Below are 17,480 nucleotides of genomic sequence, written 5' to 3'. Positions count from 1 at the left end.
CAGCCGCAGCCCCAGCCCCAGCCGCAGCCCCAGCCCCAGCCTCAGCCGCAGACCTCGCCCCCGCCGGTGCCCCAAGCCCCCGTGCCGCCGCCGGCGTACGGGTATCCGCCGCGGCCCGCCGGGCAGCCGACCGTCGGTCCCGGTTACCAGGCGGTGCTGCGCTACCGGGCGCAGGACGGTTCCGAGCAGCAGCTGATCCGACGGTCCGCGCCGGGCACCCCGCACCCGGAGTGGCAGATCTACCACGAGCTGCGGGCCATGAACGTGCCGCCGGACCAGGTGCTGGAGCTGCACACGGAGCTGGAGTCCTGTGAGCTGCCGGGCGCCTACTGTGCGCGGATGATCCGGGAGCAGTGGCCGCAGGCGCGGATCACGTCGATCGCGCCGTACGGCACGGATCACGCGAGCCGGCAGCAGGGTATGGCCCAATTGCTGAGTCACCAGGGCGAGTTGCACCAGGTCGCGGACGGTCCGGCGCGTCCGGCGCCGGTGCGCGCGCCGTTGCCGGCGGTGCAGCCGGCCCCGCCGTTGCCGCCGGAGGGCATCGGGCAGGAGATGGCGGCGGCGTTCGGGCCGGGGGTGTTCCGGTTCGAGCAGGCGGCGGTGGACCGGCAGGGGGTGCCGCCGGTCGTGGCGCACACGCTGGTGGTGGCCGGGCTGCCGGTGGACATGGGACCGTTCTTCTGGGCGCAGGCGCAGCCGGGCCGTCCGGTGCCGACGCTGGCGGAGCTGGCGGCGGAGCGGGGGGTCCAGCCGGCCTCGGACGCCGGGTCGTACCTGGTCGTGGGCAGTGACTTCGGCAAGGCGATCTGCGTGCAGTACGGGACGGCGAACATCGTGGCGGTGCCGGTGGAGGCCGGGCCGGGTGGTGCGCCGGTGCCGCCGCAGTTCGTGAACACGGGGCTGCCGGAGTTCGCGCGCTGTCTGGCGCTGCTGGGGCGGATGTGGCGGCTGAGGTACGGGTTGAACCAGGAGCAGGCGGGTCGCTGGACCGTCGATTTCCAGGCGCAGTTGGCCGCGTTGGACGCGGTGGCGCTCGGTTCGCCGGAGAGCTGGTGGTCGGTGCTGCTGGAGGAGATGTGGGACGGGTTGCTGTGACTGCTGTGACTGCTGTGATGCCTCCACGGAGTGTCGCATTATGAATACTTACGTCTAATCCCTAAAGTCCTTTTCGTCCGTTTGGTAGGTGTTGTCGGGCGAACAGGGGTTCCCGCATGAGCAGCGCGAGCGCATCGGTGCCGGCCCACGGTTTCGGGACCGTACGAGGACGCGGCTACCGGCCCGAGCAGGTCGACGTGTGTGCCGCGGCCCTCTTCCAGGAGCGTGACGCCGCTTGGGAGCGGGCCGCCCGGCTCACCGTGCTGGCCCGGAAGATGGAGGAGGAGCTGGCCGGGCTGCGCGAGACGGTGGCCGGACTGGCTCCGCAGACCTACGAGGCGCTCGGCGGGGGCGCCCACGCTTTGTTCCGGCGTGCGCGCGAGGAGGCGGACGCCCTGCGTGAGCGGGCGCGGGCGGACGGCGAACGCCTGGTGGAGGAGGCGCGGGCGTACGCGGCGGGAGTGACGGAGTCCGTGCGGGCGCACGCCGACGCCGTACGCGCCGAGGCCGACGCGTGGGCCGGGCAGCGGCTGCTCGCGGCGCGGGCCGAGGCCGACGAGGTGCGGATCGGGGCCCGGCGCGAGGTGAAGGCGGGGCGCGGCGAGGCACTGGGCGTCCTGCGCGAGGCACGGCGGCGTTGCGCCGGGATCCTCGCCGAGCAGGCCGGGGAGCACGAGGCGCGGTGGGCGGCGGCCGAGCGGGAGGACGCCGAGCGCGCCGCGGCGGTGGACGCGCACCACGCGGAGCTGCTGGCGCGCGCCGAACGGCTGCTGGCGGACGCCGGACGGGACCTGGCCGACGCCGAGGAGACGGCGCGGCGGCTGCCGGAGGAGGCACGGGCCCGGGCGGCCGAGGTGCTCGCCGGGGCCCGGGCGTACGAGGCCCGGGTCGCCCGGGAGACCGAGCGGGTGCTGCGCGAGCACGGGGAGCGGTGGGACGACGTCCAGGCGCAGACGGACCGGGTCCGCCGCCGCCTGAGCGCGCTGACGGCGCGGGCCACGCGGTGACCGGCGGAGGTGTCTCAGGAACCACCGCGAGTGCCTCAGGAACCACCGCGAGTGCCTCAGGAACCGCCGCGGAGTGTTTCAGGAACCGCCGCGGACTGACTCAGGAACCGCCGCGCGCCGTGCCCGCGTAGAGGCCGGCCTCCAGCGCTTCGTACCGTACTCGTTGTTCCTCCGCCTGTTTCCGGCCGGAGAGCACCGTGCCCAGCCAGCCGAAGGCGAAGCCGGCGGGTATGGAGACCAGGCCGGTGGTGGTGAACGGGAACCAGTTGAAGTCGGCGTCGGGGAAGGCGGCGACGGGGGTGCCGGAGACCAGGCTGGTGCCCGGGGTGAGGGCGAGCACGACGGCGCTGCCGCCGATGAGGGTCCACAGCAGGCCGGCGCGGGTGTAGCGGCGCCAGAAGAGGCTGTAGACCAGGGCGGGGCACAGGGCCGAGGCGCCCAGGCAGAAGGAGAGGGTGGCCAGCGGCTGGAGGCTGCGGTGCTGCACCAGGACGGCCAGGGCGATGGTGGGGATGCCGACGGCGACGGCGGACAGCCGGGCCAGCGTCATCTCCCGGCGGGGCGTGAGCGGGCGGGCCCGGGTGGCGAAGACGTCGTGGGCGAGGGAGTTGGCGCAGGCCAGGATCATGCCGGCGACCGAGGCGAGCAGGGTGAGGAACATGGCGGTGCCGACGGTGGTGAACAAGGCGGTCTCCACCAGGGTCACGTCGGTGCCGAAGGCGGCCCGGGAGCCCAGCAGGTAGGCCGAGTTGCCGGCCGCGTCGGTCTCGGCGACCGTCTCCCGCCCGACCAGCGCCGTCGCCCCGAACCCGACCACGGTGACGACCACCACGAACAGGGCTGTCAGGGAGACCGCCCAGGACATCGACCGGCGTACCTGGCGGGCGCTGGAGGCGGTGTACATGCGCATGGTGACGTGTGGCAGGCAGGCGCCGCCGAGGACCACGGCGAGCTGGGAGGAGAGCATGTCCAGGCCGGGCCGCGGTCCGGCGGCGTACTCCAGGCCGGGGTGCAGGAACGCCTGTCCCGCGCCGCTGTTGCGGGCGGCGGCGTCGAACAGGGCGCCCGGGTTCCAGTCGAACCGGTGCAGGAGCAGCAGCGTGACCACGGCGCCCGAGCCGAGCAGCATGACGATCTTCAGTATCTGGATGAGGGCGGTGCCCTTCATGCCGCCGATCGCCGCGTAACTGATCATCAGCGCGCCCACGCCGATGACGCAGCCGGTCTGGTACGACTCGCTGCTGAAGCCGAGCAGGAACGCCATCAGCTGCCCGGTCCCGGCCAGTTGCACCAGCATCATCGGCACCAGCGCGGCGAGGGTGACCGCGCAGGCGGTGACGCGCACGCTCCGGCCGGCCATCCGGCGGGCCAGTACGTCCCCCATGGTGAACCGGCCGGCGTTGCGCAGGGGTTCGGCCATCAGGACCATCAGCAGGAGCAGGGAGAGCGCGGTGCTCAGGGCCAGGACGACCCCGTCGAAGCCGAACAGGGCGATCACGCCGCCGGTGCCGAGGACGGTCGCGGCGGAGATGTAGTCGCCGGCGATCGCCATTCCGTTGCGCATCGCGGACAGCGAGCCGTAGCCGGTGTAGAACTCGTCCAGGTCGTCGCGGTCGGGGCCGGTCATCACGCACAGCAGCAGCGTGACGGCGGCGACGGCGGAGAAGCCGACCAGGGACATCGCCTGGGCGCTGTCGCTGAAGCCGGTCACCGTCTCGCCTCCATACGGTCCACGAGCGGGTCGACGCGGCGCCGCGCGGTCCGCTCGTACAGGACGATCGCCAGCCAGATGACGGGCAGTTGGAGCAGTGCGAGGAGCATGCCGAGCGGCAGGCCGGCGGTGACGTCACCGGTCAGCGCGGTCGGGGCGAACGCGGCCAGGCACAGGAACGCCAGGAAGTAACCGAGCGCGGCGAACGTGGCGACGCGCCGCAGTCCGCGGTAGGCGCCGCGCAGCGCGCGTACGTCGCCGCGCGCGCGGACCTGGGGCAGGCGGAGTGTCGCCGAGTCCTCCGGTGCGGGTGCGGGTGCGGGTGCGGGTGCGGGGGAGCGGGTGGGCGCGGATGGTGACGTGTACGGGTCATGGGACATCCCGTGCTCCTTGCGAGGCTCGGGTCCGTTGTGGACGGACCGCAGGGAGAGGGGGGTGCGGTGCTCGCACGTTACCGGCCGGTTCCGGGACGTGTGGGGTTTTCCCCAAACTGAGCGGTCGGTATGTGGAAAACCCTGGGTTGCGTCTCTGCTTCCGCCTGTGCCTGTGCCTGTGCCTGTGCCTCTGCCTCTGCCTCCGCCGGGCCCGGCCGGTCGGTCCCGTCAGTCCGGTCGGTCCGGTCGGTCCCGTCAGTCCTTCAGGACCGGGAACTTCCGCGGAGCCAGCGTCAGCAGCACCAGGAACGCCAGGGCCGCCGCCCCGGCCGCGCCGAGGTAGACGGCGTGCACGGCGTCGGCGATGGCGTGCCGTACGGCCTCGTCCGCCACGCCCGCGCCCGCGCCTGTACCCGTACCCGCACCCGTACCCGTACCCGTACCGGCGTCCGTACCCGTACCAGCTCCCGTTCCCGTGCCCCCGTCCAGCGCCCGCGTCACCGAGTCGAGGTCGCTCGTGCCGCCGAGCCGCGCGGCCAGCACCCCGTTGGCGATCGCGCCGAAGACGGCCGCGCCGACGGTCTGCCCGGTCTGGCGGCAGAACAGGATCGACGCGGTCGCGGTGCCCCGCTCCGACCAGCCGACCGTCGACTGCACGCCCACGATCAGCGGGAGTTGGAACAGGCCGAGCGCGGCGCCGAGCAGCAGCATCAGCAGCGTCGGCTGCCAGGCCGCGCCGGGATACGGCAGGAACGGGAACGCGAACAGGATGAGCGAGGCGGTGCCGATGCCGAGCAGGGCGGTGTTGCGGAAGCCGATCCTGCGGTACACGTGCTGGCTGAGCGCCGCCGACACCGGCCAGCTCAGCGTCCACACCGACAGCACGAACCCGGCGGCCACCGGCGCCAGTCCCAGCACCGACTGCGCGTACGTCGGCAGGAACACCGTGGGCGCCACCATCAGCAGGCCGAGCGCGCCGAGCGCCAGGTTGACGGCGGCGATCGTACGGCGCCGCCACACCCAGCCGGGCATGATCGGGTCGGCCGCCCGGCGTTCGATCACGACGACGGCCGCCAGCAGGACCAGTCCCGTTCCGAACAGGGCGAGCGACGGCGCGGACAGCCACGGCCAGGCCACTCCGCCCTGCACCAGCGCGGTGAGCAGGACGCCGCCGCACGCGAACACCGTGAGCGCGCCCGCCCAGTCGACACGCGCGCGTGTGCCGTCGTTCTTCCGCTCGGGCTCGTGCAGGTGGCGGACGATGAGCCACAGGGCGACCGCGCCGACCGGCAGGTTGACGAGGAAGATCCACCGCCAGTCGGCGTACGCGGCCAGGACCCCGCCCAGGCCGGGCCCGGCGACCGCGGAGACCGCCCACACCGTGGACAGGCGCGCTTGTATCTTCGGGCGGTCCTTGAGTGGGTACAGGTCGGCGGCGAGGGTCTGCACGGTGCCCTGGAGCGCGCCGCCGCCCAGGCCCTGCACGACGCGGAAGGCGATCAGGGCCGCCATGTTCCAGGCGAGCGCGCACAGCAGTGAGCCCAGCAGGAACAGGGCGGCGCCCGCGACCAGGACGGGTTTGCGGCCGAAGGTGTCGGAGAGCTTGCCGTACACGGGGAGGGTGACGGTGACGGCCAGCAGGTAGCCGGAGAAGAGCCAGGAGAAGACGGAGAAGCCGCCGAGGTCGCCGACGATCTGCGGGACGGCGGTGGAGACGATGGTGGCGTCCAGGGCCGCCAGCGCCATCGCCAGCATGAGCGCGGCGACGACCGCGCCCCGCTGTCCGCCGCCGCCGGCCCGAGCGGTGTCCAGTACCGCGTCCTTGGTGCCGTCCGCCGAACCGCCTACCGTGCCGTCCACCGCGCCGTCCACTGTGCGGACCTCCTCAACTGGGGACATCAGCTTCGCACTTGATGTGGACGCGGCGGGAGAGCGCGGGCCGGGAGGCCAGGAGCGCGCGGCCGGGGGCAGGCTGGTGCAGGCCGGGTGCAGGCTGGGGCAGGCCGGGTGCAGGCTGGGGCAGGTCGGGTGCAGGCTGGGGCAGGTCGGGTGCAGGCCGGGTGGGCCCGAGGGTGGAGACCGACCCTGAGACGTTCTCCACCGTTCGGTGGACTGCCCCTAGGGGTACCTCCGTACTACGGCCCGGGGAGGGTTCGTACCGACGGAGGACGAGAGGGGCTCGGCCCCGTCCTTAACCTTGCCTTACGCCGCTGGGGGGCGGTGAACCGGACCTGCGGGGGTGGGGTTTTCCTCAGGAGAAGACTGCGCTGAACACCATCGCGGGCGGGTACCGCGGGCGGCCAGACTTCTTCGCGGGGCGGTCACGTCGGCCGCCCGGCCTTCTCACACGTTACGTACGCCGGGGTACCGGCGGCTCACTTGATGACCGACATAGGAGACTTGCCATGACATCGGCCGTGACCATTCCCAGGCACGGGAGTACTGGAGGACGTACGGCCGTCGCCGCGCGGGCGCGGCAGGTCGTGAAGGCGTACGGGTCGGGGGAGACCCGCGTCGTCGCCCTGGACCAGGTCGACGTGGACATCGCGCGGGGGGAGTTCACCGCGATCATGGGGCCGTCGGGTTCCGGCAAGTCGACGCTGATGCACTGCCTCGCCGGGCTCGACACGGTGACGTCCGGGCAGATCCACCTGGACGAGACCGAGATCACCGGCCTGAAGGACAAGAAGCTCACGCAGCTGCGCCGGGACCGGATCGGTTTCATCTTCCAGGCGTTCAACCTGCTGCCGACGCTGAACGCGCTGGAGAACATCACGCTGCCGATGGACATAGCCGGCCGCAAGCCCGACAAGGCGTGGCTCGGCCAGGTCGTGGACACCGTGGGGCTGGCCGGGCGGCTCAAGCACCGGCCGACCCAGCTCTCCGGCGGTCAGCAGCAGCGGGTGGCGGTGGCGCGGGCGCTCGCCGCCCGGCCGGAGATCATCTTCGGTGACGAGCCGACCGGCAACCTGGACTCCCGCGCGGGCGCGGAGGTACTGGGCTTCCTGCGCAAGTCGGTGGACGAGCTGGGCCAGACCATCGTGATGGTCACCCACGACCCGGTGGCCGCGAGCTACGCGGACCGGGTGCTGTACCTGGCGGACGGCCGCATCGTCGACGAGATGCGCAACCCCACCGCCGACGCCGTCCTGGACCGGATGAAGGACTTCGACGCCCGGGGGCGTACGTCATGACCGTGCTGAAGACCTCGATGCGCAATTTCTTCGCGCACAAGGGCCGGATGGCGCTGTCGGCGGTGGCGGTGCTGCTGTCGGTGGCGTTCGTCTGCGGCACGCTGGTGTTCACCGACACGATGAACACGACGTTCGACAAGCTCTTCGCGGTCACCTCCTCGGACGTGACGGTCGCCCCGAAGGACGCCGAGGCCGAGGACACGCCCCAGAGCGGGGTGCCGCTCTCACTGGCGGCGTCCGAGCTGGAGAAGGTCCGCTCGGTGGAAGGCGTGCGGGCGGTCGAGGGCGCGGTCGTCTCGATGAACGTGACGGTCGTCGACGACGCCAACGACAATGTGGGAGCCACCAGCGGCGCCCCGACCATCGCCGGAAACTGGACCAGGAACGACCTGCGGTCGATGGAGATCACCGAGGGGCACGCGCCGCGCGGCCCCACCGAGACGATGGTCGACTCCGACACCGCCGACAAGCACGACCTGAAGATCGGCGACGAGCTGCGCACCATCGCGCAGACCGGTGACTTCAAGGCGCGGATCGTCGGTATCGCCTCCTTCACCGTCACCAACCCCGGCGCCGCGGTGGTCTACTTCGACACCGCCACCGCCCAGCGCCAACTGCTCGGCGGCGCCGACCGGTTCAGTCAGCTCAACGTGACGGCGGCGGCCGGTGTCTCCGACGAGACCCTCAAGCGGGACGTCTCCCGGGCCCTGGACGGCGGCGCCGGCTACAAGATCCAGACGGCGAAGGAGGCGTCCGACGAGGCCCGTTCGGACGTCGGCGAGTTCATGGACGTCATCAAGTACGCCATGCTCGGCTTCGCCGGGATCGCGTTCCTGGTCGGCATCTTCCTGATCATCAACACCTTCTCGATGCTGGTCGCCCAGCGCACCCGCGAGATCGGCCTGCTGCGGGCCATCGGCTCCTCCCGCCGCCAGGTCAACCGTTCGGTGCTGATCGAGGCGCTGTTCCTCGGTGTCGTCGGGTCGGTCCTCGGTGTCGCGGCGGGGGTCGGCATCGCGGTCGGTCTGATGCAGCTGATGTCGGCGGCGGGCATGAACCTGTCCACCGATGACCTGACCGTGAAGGCGGCCACTCCGGTCGTCGGCCTGGTCCTCGGTGTCGTGGTCACCGTCCTCGCCGCCTATCTGCCGGCCCGCCGCGCCGGCAAGGTCTCTCCGATGGCCGCGCTGCGCGACGCCGGAACTCCGGCCGACGGCAGGGCGGGCGTGCTGCGCGCAGTGATCGGCCTCGTCCTCACGGGCGCGGGCGGCGCGGCGCTGTACCTGGCCGGTACGGCGGACAAGGCGAGCGACGGCGCGCTGATGCTCGGCGCGGGCGTGGTCCTGTCGCTGATCGGTTTCGTCGTCATCGGCCCGCTGCTGGCCGGTGTGGTCGTCCGCGTGATCAGTACGGTGCTGCTGCGGGCCTTCGGACCGGTGGGCCGCATGGCCGAGCGCAACGCCCTGCGCAACCCGCGCCGCACCGGCGCGACCGGCGCGGCCCTGATGATCGGCCTGGCCCTGGTGGCCTGCCTGTCGGTGGTCGGCTCATCGATGGTCGCCTCGGCCACCAGCGAGCTGGACAAGTCGGTCGGCGCGGACTTCATCGTCCAGGGCAACCAGCGGATCGTCCCGCAGGCCGAGCAGGCGATGCTGGACACGCCGGGCCTCGATCACGTCACCCGTTACAAGGTCCTCGACGCCACGCTGACCTCGCCCGACGGCAAGAAGGACGACAGCGGTCTCACGGCCGCCGACGCCACCTACGCCGAGGACCTGCGCCGCCCGACCACGGCCGGCGACCTGTCGGACGCGTACGGCGCGGACGCGATGTCGGTCGGCTCGGACTACGCGAAGAAGCACGGAGTCGGCATCGGCGACACGATCTCCGTCGCCTTTGAGGGCGGCAGGACGGCCAAGCTCAAGGTCGCCGCCATCACGGACGACGACACGGCGATCGACCAGGGCGCCCGGTACATCAGCATCGACACGATGCGGAAGTACCTCCCGGCCTCCGCGATCCCCCCGAACACGATCATGTTCGCCAAGGCGGCGGATGGCCGGACGGACCAGGCGTACGCGGCGCTGAAGAAGTCCCTCGACCCCTACCCGCAGTACCAGGTCCGCGACCAGACCGACTACAAGCAGGAACTGAAGGACCAGATAGGCCAGCTCCTGAACATGGTCTACGGCCTCCTCGCTCTGGCGATCATCGTCGCGGTCCTCGGCGTGGTGAACACCCTGGCCCTCTCGGTCGTCGAACGCACCCGCGAGATCGGCCTGCTGCGCGCCATCGGCCTCTCCCGCCGCCAGCTGCGCCGCATGATCCGCCTGGAGTCCGTGGTCATCGCCCTCTTCGGCGCCCTGCTCGGCCTCGGCCTCGGCATGGGCTGGGGCACCACCGCCCAGCAACTCCTCGCCCTGGAGGGCCTGAACGTCCTGGACATCCCCTGGCCGACCATCACCGGCGTCTTCATCGCCTCCGCCTTCGTGGGCCTGTTCGCCGCACTGATCCCGGCGTTCCGCGCGGGCCGCATGAACGTCCTGAACGCGATCGCGACGGAGTAGCCACCGGGCAACCACCGAAGAACCACCGTGGACGGGGGACACGGGGGACACGGGGGACGGCGCCGGGGAGTCACGGGGACTCCCCGGCGCCGCGTGCGTCAGCGACAGCGCGGACAGGCACAGGGCGGAAACCGGCCGAAGAGTTCCGGAACCGAGTCCGGGGTGACCGTCCGCTTCTCCCGCACCTGGGTCCGCGCGCCGGTCCGCGGGTCGATCCGGTAGACCTCGATGGTCATGGCCACTACGCGCCCCCACCGACCCGCGCGAGCCGGTACGCGCCCCACAACTCCCGCCCCGTGTCACACCCCTCGGCGACGGTGGCGACCCGCCCGCACACCTCACACCCACGGGCGTGCTCGAACCACTGGCGGTAGGTGCGCTGCCAGTCGGTTTCAGGAGCGCTCACCGGCCGACTCCCGCGGCGTGCAGCGATGACCGGTCGGCGGGCGGCAGGACCCAAGCCGGGCCGTAGGGCACCGGCATCGGCACCTCCCGGACCGGGGCATCAGCCGCACTCTCCGGCCCGCCCTGGGCGGACGGCAGGAGCAGGGCGCTCCTCAGCCACCGCCGAGCCGCGTGGATAAGGTCTGTCATGTCGTCGCTCCTTCGAAGCGTCGGCCACGCCCCCGGACCGTTCACGCGGTCGCGGGGGTCTTCGTGCGAGTCAGGTTGCTGGACCGGGCTCAGACCCCACCACGGCAGAAATGCGGCATCCCGGCGGCAGAAAGGCGGTACGCGCTACGCTGACCAGGGCGGACGGCATCCCGGACGGAGTGCGGGCATGGCAGTGAAACGGCAACGTCTGGCGCGGCACCGAAAGGCCAGCGGATACACACAGGAAGAGTTCGCGGAAGCCCTGCGTGTAGACCGCACCACGGTCCAGCGGTGGGAACGGGGAGAAGTGGATCCCCAGCCGCACCAACGCCCGAAGATGGCGAAGCTCTTGCGGTTGACGTCCAGAGAACTGGACGAATTGCTGGCGGGAGATGTTCTGCCCACCGCTGTCACTACTGACTGGCTCCACCATGGTGAGCCCGCCGACGATGACGAATCGGCCGCCTGGGAACTGGCGCGACGCGTACAGGCAAGTGATGTCGGCTCGGAGACGCTTTGCCGTCTGGAACGCGCCTTCGATGACTTGGCGATGGCCTATCCGGTGACTCCTCCGGCCGAGCTGCTGGAAAGGGTGCGTAAGCACTCCGCGTACGTGGTGCGTCTGTTCGACGCACGTAAGACGCTTTCGGAGCATCGGCGACTGCTGGTCGTCGGAGGCTGGCTGTCCCTGCTCGGTGCCACCCTCCACATCGACCTCGAACAGGAGCATGCGGCGACGGCTGGACTGCAAGCCGCGATCACTCTGGCGCGACAGGCGGACCAGTCCGAGATCGAGGCCTGGTGCTTCGAGACCGAAGCATGGCGTGTTCTCACGGACGGTGACTATGCGCGCGCGGCGGAGCTGTCCCTGGCCGCTCAGAGCGTTGCCCCGAAGGGCTCCTCCGCCTTGATTCAGGCCACCGCTCAAGAAGGCCGGGCACGCGCGCGGCTGGGGGAGGCCAAAGAGACCTACACGGCTGTCGACCGGGTACAGAAGATGGCAGCCGCCCTGCCGAACCCGGAGCGTCCGAAAGAGCACCACTATCAATACGACCCGGCCAAGTGCCTCGCGTACACGGCGACCACGCTGGCGTGGCTGGGGGACGCGGCGGCAGAGCCGTACGCGCGCGAGGTCATCAGACGACTGAGCCCCGGCAACGACATCAGTACATGGCCACGGCGAGTAGCTTCCGCCAACCTCGACCTGGGGTTGGTCCTCCTCGCGGGCAACCGCCTCGACGAGGCGTGCGACGCGGCGCAGAAGGCGATACTGAGCGGGCGTGTCGTGCCGTCCAATCACTGGAGGGCTTTGGAAGTGGTCCACGCCGTCGAGGCGAAGCAGCTTCCGGAAGCGTCCGATCTGCGTGAGGCATACGAGGGCTTGCGTGCTGTCGGTGCCTGACCTCCCGGAGGAGTGACGACAGGCGTCGTTGGTCCGGAACCGCTGCCCGACTGTGCGAAATCGTGGGGGACGGAGTCGCTGTGTCAAAACGTTCGATCACCGTTTCCGGCACGCGCAGCGTCGGGCATCGCAGCCTGACCGAGTACGCCGCACTGTTCGGCGAGTACCTCGGGCCCTTCGTGGAGGGTGCCCATTGCTACGTCGGCGGCGCCAAGGGCATTGATTCCCTCGCTCTCCTCTGGCTGGCCCGTGCTACGGAGGCCGGCCTGACTGTGGTCGTTCCGGGGACCGTCGACCAGCAGCCGGAGGAGGCGCGGCAGGCCATCGCCCGTGTACGTGACCGCGTCACAGAGGTCGTACAACTGAGAGCCTCAGAGCTGAACGCGGCCTCGTACCACGCGCGGAATCAGTGGATGGTCGACCACAGCACGATGACGATCGGCTTCCCCCGAGCCGGGCAGAGGCGGTCAGGAACGTGGCAGACGTTGACCTACGCGCATGATGCGGGGAAACCCTGTCTGATCGTGCCTGTGTAGGCAGCTGTCTGCCGCACCATGAGGGCATGACGGACAAGGCCGCAGAGGCCGTCGCGTTGATCTCGGGCGCCGCTGAACTGGGTCAGCCCTCGCTGCCGGGCGTCGCCGCACCCGAGGCCGACCGCAGCCACGCACTGGACCGCATGGGCCCGGCCCAGTGCCACTTTTTTGCTCGGCGACCTGAATGGCGCGGTCGAAGAGACCCACCGCGCAACAGCGCGGCACCCGTGCGGGAGGCCCGCGACAGGATCCGCGACCTGCTGTCGACCTGAAAGGAGTACGCGACCGTGACGACCATCGCGGTGACCGGGCACATGGACTTGGCAGAGGACAGCGTGTCTCTGGTCCGTTCCGCCTTGGACGACCTGCTCAAGCAGTACGTCGACGACGGCGACCTCGTCGGTGTCTCCTGCATCGCCAAGGGCGCCGATTCCCTCTTCGCCGAGGCCGTCCTCGCCGCCGGCGGACGTCTCATCGTCGTCATCCCCTCCCAGGACTACCGCCAGAACAAGGTCAAACCCGACCACGCCGTACTCTTCGACCACCTCGTCGAAGCCGCGGAGGAAGTCCTCGTCCTCCCGAACGGCACAGCCGACCGGCAGGCGTACGAGGCCGCCAACGCCGTGCTCATAGAACGCGCCGACCGACTGGTCGCCGTATGGAACGGCGAACCGCCCACTGGCAAGGGCGGCGGGACGGCCGACACCGTCCTGGAAGCGCGGGCCGCGGGTGTCCCCGTGGACGTGGTGTGGCCGGACGGCGCCACCCGCCGAGGCTGAGCGCTCCCGTTGACGGGTTCCCCGGCCTTCATCTGCGCCGGCCGGACAGTAGGTGTCGTCGTCAGCGGCTCCGAGCGTCGGTCTCGGGCCGCATCAGCACCAGATGGCCACCTCAGTCGTGCAGCCCGGACTCCGTCGAAGGGAGTCCGGGCTGTTTGCGCCGGTCTGGGCCACCCGGCGTAGCGGATCGTTCCAACGGGTGAACGTCCCCGAGGCGACGTACCCTGGACACCCCCGGCCCGCACCGCGTGTCGGGCCCTTCGTGTTGTCCACCACAGGATCCACCTCGGGATCCGCAGTTCCGGACGGAAAGCTTTTCATGAGCCTGCACGGTCTGCTCGACGCCGTCGTCAAGGACACCGCCCTCGCGGAAGCGATCGCGGCGGCCGGCGACGGCAACCGCATGCATGTCGATCTGGTCGGCCCGCCCGCCGCCCGGCCCTTCTCGGTGGCCGCGCTGGCCCGTGAGACGGGCAGGCCGGTCCTCGCCGTCACGGCGACCGGGCGGGAGGCGGAGGACCTGGTCGCGGCCCTGCGCTCGCTGCTGCCGCCCGAGGGCGTGGTCGAGTACCCGTCCTGGGAGACGCTGCCGCACGAGCGGCTCAGCCCGCGCAGCGACACCGTGGGGCGGCGGCTGGCGGTGCTGCGGCGGTTGGTCCACCCCCGCGCCGACGACCCCGAGACCGGGCCCGTCTCCGTCGTCGTGGCGCCGGTACGGTCTGTGCTCCAGCCGCAGGTCAAGGGGCTGGGGGACCTGGAGCCGGTGGCGCTGAGGAGCGGGCAGAGCGCTGACCTCGAAGAGGTCGTGCAGGCCCTCGCCGCCGCCGCGTACGCCCGGGTGGAGCTGGTGGAGAAGCGGGGCGAGTTCGCCGTGCGCGGCGGGATCCTCGACGTGTTCCCGCCGACCGAGGAACACCCCCTGCGGATCGAGTTCTGGGGCGACGACGTCGAGGAGATCCGCTACTTCAAGGTCGCCGACCAGCGCTCCCTGGAGGTCGCCGAACACGGACTGTGGGCGCCGCCCTGCCGGGAGCTGCTGCTCACGGACGAGGTGCGGGAGCGGGCCGCCGCCCTCGCCGAGGAGCACCCGGAGCTGGGGGAGCTGCTCGGGAAGATCGCCGAGGGGATCGCCGTCGAGGGCATGGAGTCCCTCGCGCCGGTGCTCGTCGACGACATGGAGCTGCTGCTCGACGTACTGCCGCAGGGGCCCGGCGGCGCCATGACCGTCGTGTGCGACCCCGAACGGGTGCGGACGCGGGCCGCCGACCTGGTGGCGACCAGCCAGGAGTTCCTCCAGGCGTCCTGGGCGGCCACCGCCGGGGGCGGCGAGGCGCCGATCGACGTCGGCGCGGCCTCCCTGTGGTCCCTCGCGGACGTCCGGGAGCGGGCCCGTGAGCTGGGGATGATGTGGTGGTCGGTGTCGCCGTTCGCCGCCGACGAGGAACTCACGGAGACATCGGCCGCTGACGCGGCGGGCGGCACCCTCAAGCTCGGCATGCACGCCCCCGAGACCTACCGCGGTGACACCGCCAAGGCGCTCGCCGACACCAAGGGCTGGCTCGCCGACGGCTGGCGGGTGGCGTACGTGACCGAGGGGCACGGCACCGCCGCCCGTACGGTGGAGGTGCTGGGCGGCGAGGGGATCGCGGCCCGCCTCGACGTACCCGGTGCCAAGTCGGCCGGGCTCGGTGAGCTGAGTCCGTCCGTCGTGCACGTGGCCTGCGGGTCGATCGACCACGGGTTCGTGGAGCCGGGGCTCAAGCTCGCCGTGCTCACCGAGACCGATCTCTCCGGGCAGAAGGCCGCCGGGCGCGAGGGCGCGCGGATGCCGGCCCGGCGCCGCAAGACCATCGACCCGCTCACCCTGGAGGCGGGCGACTACATCGTCCACGAGCAGCACGGCGTGGGCCGGTACATCGAGATGGTGCAGCGCACCGTGCAGGGAGCGACCAGGGAGTACCTGGTGGTGGAGTACGCGCCCGCCAAGCGCGGCCAGCCCGGCGACCGCCTCTACATCCCCACCGACCAGCTGGAGCAGATCACCAAGTACGTCGGTGGCGAGGCGCCCACGCTGCACCGGCTCGGCGGCGCCGACTGGACCAAGACCAAGGCGCGGGCGAAGAAGGCGGTCAAGGAGATCGCCGCCGATCTCATCAAGCTCTACAGCGCTCGGATGGCGGCGCCGGGGCACGCCTTCGGGGCCGACACGCCGTGGCAGCGGGAGCTGGAGGACGCCTTCCCCTACGCGGAGACCCCCGACCAGCTCACCACCATCGCCGAGGTCAAGGAGGACATGGAGAAGACGGTCCCGATGGACCGTCTGATCTGCGGTGATGTGGGGTACGGCAAGACGGAGATCGCGGTGCGCGCCGCCTTCAAGGCCGTGCAGGACGGCAAGCAGGTCGCCGTGCTGGTCCCCACCACCCTGCTGGTGCAGCAGCACTTCGGGACGTTCAGCGAGCGGTACGCGCAGTTCCCGGTGAAGGTGCGGGCGCTGTCGCGGTTCCAGACCGACACCGAGGCGAAGGCGACCCTGGAGGGGCTGCGGGAGGGTTCGGTGGACGTCGTCATCGGCACCCACCGGCTCTTCTCCTCCGAGACCAAGTTCAAGGACCTCGGGCTGGTCATCGTCGACGAGGAGCAGCGCTTCGGCGTCGAGCACAAGGAGCAGCTGAAGAAGCTGCGGGCCAACGTGGACGTGCTGACGATGTCCGCCACCCCCATCCCCCGCACCCTGGAGATGGCGGTCACCGGCATCCGCGAGATGTCGACGATCACCACCCCGCCGGAGGAACGGCACCCGGTGCTGACCTTCGTCGGTCCCTACGAGCAGAAGCAGATCGGCGCCGCCATCCGCCGTGAACTGCTGCGCGAGGGCCAGGTCTTCTACATCCACAACCGGGTCGAGTCCATCGACCGGGCGGCGGCGCGGCTGCGCGAGATCGTGCCCGAGGCGCGGATCGCCACCGCCCACGGCCAGATGTCCGAGCAGGCCCTGGAACAGGTCGTGGTCGACTTCTGGGAGAAGCGGTTCGACGTGCTCGTGTCGACCACGATCGTCGAGTCCGGCATCGACATCTCCAACGCCAACACGCTCATCGTCGAGCGCGGCGACAACTTCGGGCTCAGCCAGCTCCACCAGCTGCGCGGCCGGGTGGGCCGCGGCCGGGAGCGCGGGTACGCGTACTTCCTCTACCCGCCGGAGAAGCCCCTGACGGAGACCGCACACGAGCGGCTCGCCACCATCGCCCAGCACACCGAGATGGGCGCGGGCATGTACGTGGCCATGAAGGACCTGGAGATCCGCGGCGCGGGCAACCTGCTCGGCGGCGAGCAGTCCGGGCACATCGCCGGCGTCGGCTTCGACCTGTACGTGCGGATGGTCGGCGAGGCGGTGGCCGATTACCGGGCCGCGCTGGAAGGCGGCCTGGAGGAGGAGCCGCCGCTGGAGGTCAAGATCGAGCTGCCGGTCGACGCGCACGTCCCGCACGACTACGCCCCCGGCGAGGGGCTGCGCCTGGCGGCATACCGCTCCATCGCCTCCGCCAACAACGAGGAGGACATAAGGGCCGTACGGGAGGAACTGGTCGACCGGTACGGCAAACTCCCCGAGCCCGTGGAGAACCTGCTGCTGGTGGCGGGGCTGCGGATGCTCGCGCGGGCGTGCGCCGTCGGCGAGATCGTGCTCCAGGGCAACAACATCCGGTTCGCGCCGGTCGAGCTGCGGGAGTCGCAGGAGCTGCGGCTCAAGCGCCTGTACCCGGGAACGGTCATCAAGGCCACCGCCCACCAGGTGCTCGTACCGCGTCCGAAGACCGCGAAGGTCGGCGGGAAACCGCTGGTCGGGCGGGAGCTGCTGGGCTGGGTCGGGGAGTTCCTCACCTCTGTGCTGGGGTCGTAGCGGCCCGGTGGGGCGTGAGGCCGTCCGTGGTGCCCGGTGGCACCGCGGACGGCCTCACGCCCCTGTGGGTCAGTGCTGGTCCGGCTTGCCGCCGCCCCGCCTGCCCATGCCGAGCCGGCTCTCGGCCTGCCGCTGGGCGGCGTCGACCTGCTTCCCGTACTTGCCGCCGGTCCGCTTGTTGACCTGCTTCTCGGCGGCGTCGGACATCTTCCGTGACCTGTCCTTGTCCTTGCCGGCCATGCTCTTGACCTTGTCGAGGAAGCCCATGCAGGAACTCCTTCCGAGACGAGACTCTTTTCCGACCGTACGCCCCATAT

The 17,480-nt window shown here is 71.2% G+C and carries 15 protein-coding genes; 9 read left to right on the top strand and 6 right to left on the bottom strand.

Features of this window, described 5'->3' with window-relative positions; translation table 11 throughout:
- Both J7I94_RS32780 and J7I94_RS32775 read left to right on the top strand, forming a co-directional pair.
- Positions 1-1,098 (top strand): SUKH-4 family immunity protein (locus J7I94_RS32780; RefSeq protein WP_251076094.1); only part of this gene is annotated, 1,098 nt, incomplete at its 5' end.
- A 116-nt stretch (positions 1,099-1,214) separates the two neighbouring features.
- A complete protein-coding gene (locus J7I94_RS32775) occupies positions 1,215-2,105 on the top strand; it encodes a cellulose-binding protein (protein ID WP_215173091.1) in 891 nt (296 codons plus the stop codon).
- A 100-nt stretch (positions 2,106-2,205) separates the two neighbouring features.
- Here J7I94_RS32775 and J7I94_RS32770 read toward each other — a convergent pair whose 3' ends face one another.
- From J7I94_RS32770 to J7I94_RS32760, 3 genes are all read right to left on the bottom strand, one after another.
- Positions 2,206-3,786, bottom strand: coding sequence for a cation acetate symporter (locus tag J7I94_RS32770; protein WP_215173096.1), 1,581 nt, complete (start codon positions 3,784-3,786; stop codon positions 2,206-2,208).
- Positions 3,787-3,812: 26 nt separating this feature from the next.
- Positions 3,813-4,196: a DUF485 domain-containing protein gene (locus J7I94_RS32765; RefSeq protein ID WP_215173089.1), complete on the bottom strand. Its 384-nt coding sequence runs from the start codon at positions 4,194-4,196 to the stop codon at positions 3,813-3,815.
- 249 nt (positions 4,197-4,445) lie between these two features.
- Positions 4,446-6,089 (bottom strand): MFS transporter, encoded by a 1,644-nt coding sequence (locus tag J7I94_RS32760; protein WP_374198467.1) that lies wholly within the window; start codon positions 6,087-6,089, stop codon positions 4,446-4,448.
- 506 nt (positions 6,090-6,595) lie between these two features.
- Between J7I94_RS32760 and J7I94_RS32755 the strand changes: the two genes are divergently transcribed.
- On the top strand, positions 6,596-7,384 hold the full coding sequence (locus J7I94_RS32755; protein ID WP_215173087.1) for an ABC transporter ATP-binding protein: 789 nt from the start codon (positions 6,596-6,598) through the stop codon (positions 7,382-7,384).
- The gene (locus J7I94_RS32750; RefSeq protein ID WP_215173084.1) at positions 7,381-9,951 is read left to right on the top strand and encodes an ABC transporter permease; all 2,571 of its coding nucleotides are present in this window, start codon (positions 7,381-7,383) and stop codon (positions 9,949-9,951) included. The genes J7I94_RS32755 and J7I94_RS32750 overlap by 4 nt, the downstream gene beginning before the upstream one ends.
- 241 nt (positions 9,952-10,192) lie before the next feature.
- On the opposite strand, the gene J7I94_RS32745 is transcribed toward J7I94_RS32750, so the two are convergent.
- The gene (locus J7I94_RS32745) at positions 10,193-10,357 is read right to left on the bottom strand and encodes a hypothetical protein (RefSeq protein ID WP_215173082.1); all 165 of its coding nucleotides are present in this window, start codon (positions 10,355-10,357) and stop codon (positions 10,193-10,195) included.
- Complete coding sequence (locus J7I94_RS32740; protein ID WP_215173079.1) at positions 10,354-10,545, bottom strand: hypothetical protein; 192 nt, start codon at positions 10,543-10,545, stop codon at positions 10,354-10,356. The genes J7I94_RS32745 and J7I94_RS32740 overlap by 4 nt, the downstream gene beginning before the upstream one ends.
- A gap of 187 nt (positions 10,546-10,732) precedes the next feature.
- Here J7I94_RS32740 and J7I94_RS32735 point away from each other — a divergent pair, with 187 nt between their 5' ends.
- From J7I94_RS32735 to mfd, 5 genes are all read left to right on the top strand, one after another.
- Positions 10,733-11,947 (top strand): helix-turn-helix transcriptional regulator, encoded by a 1,215-nt coding sequence (locus J7I94_RS32735; RefSeq protein WP_215173077.1) that lies wholly within the window; start codon positions 10,733-10,735, stop codon positions 11,945-11,947.
- Between the two features lie 80 nt (positions 11,948-12,027).
- Positions 12,028-12,483 carry a DNA-processing protein DprA gene (locus J7I94_RS32730; RefSeq protein ID WP_215173076.1) on the top strand — a complete coding sequence of 152 codons (456 nt, stop codon included), beginning with the start codon at positions 12,028-12,030 and terminating at the stop codon, positions 12,481-12,483.
- A 26-nt stretch (positions 12,484-12,509) separates the two neighbouring features.
- On the top strand, positions 12,510-12,755 hold the full coding sequence (locus J7I94_RS32725; RefSeq protein ID WP_215173074.1) for a hypothetical protein: 246 nt from the start codon (positions 12,510-12,512) through the stop codon (positions 12,753-12,755).
- Between the two features lie 15 nt (positions 12,756-12,770).
- Positions 12,771-13,262, top strand: coding sequence for a hypothetical protein (locus tag J7I94_RS32720; RefSeq protein WP_215173072.1), 492 nt, complete (start codon positions 12,771-12,773; stop codon positions 13,260-13,262).
- A 319-nt stretch (positions 13,263-13,581) separates the two neighbouring features.
- Positions 13,582-17,163: a transcription-repair coupling factor gene (gene mfd, locus J7I94_RS32715; protein WP_215173071.1), complete on the top strand. Its 3,582-nt coding sequence runs from the start codon at positions 13,582-13,584 to the stop codon at positions 17,161-17,163.
- Positions 17,164-17,232: 69 nt separating this feature from the next.
- Here the strand turns inward: mfd and J7I94_RS32710 are convergent, their stop codons facing one another.
- Positions 17,233-17,430 (bottom strand): antitoxin, encoded by a 198-nt coding sequence (locus J7I94_RS32710; RefSeq protein ID WP_215173069.1) that lies wholly within the window; start codon positions 17,428-17,430, stop codon positions 17,233-17,235.
- Positions 17,431-17,480: the final 50 nt, after the last annotated feature.

Origin of the sequence: Streptomyces sp. ISL-12, from assembly GCF_018614415.1 — a bacterium.
GTDB lineage: Bacteria > Actinomycetota > Actinomycetes > Streptomycetales > Streptomycetaceae > Streptomyces.
The sequence above is the reverse complement of the archived record's forward strand: the minus strand, read 5'-3'. Positions and strand labels throughout refer to the sequence as shown.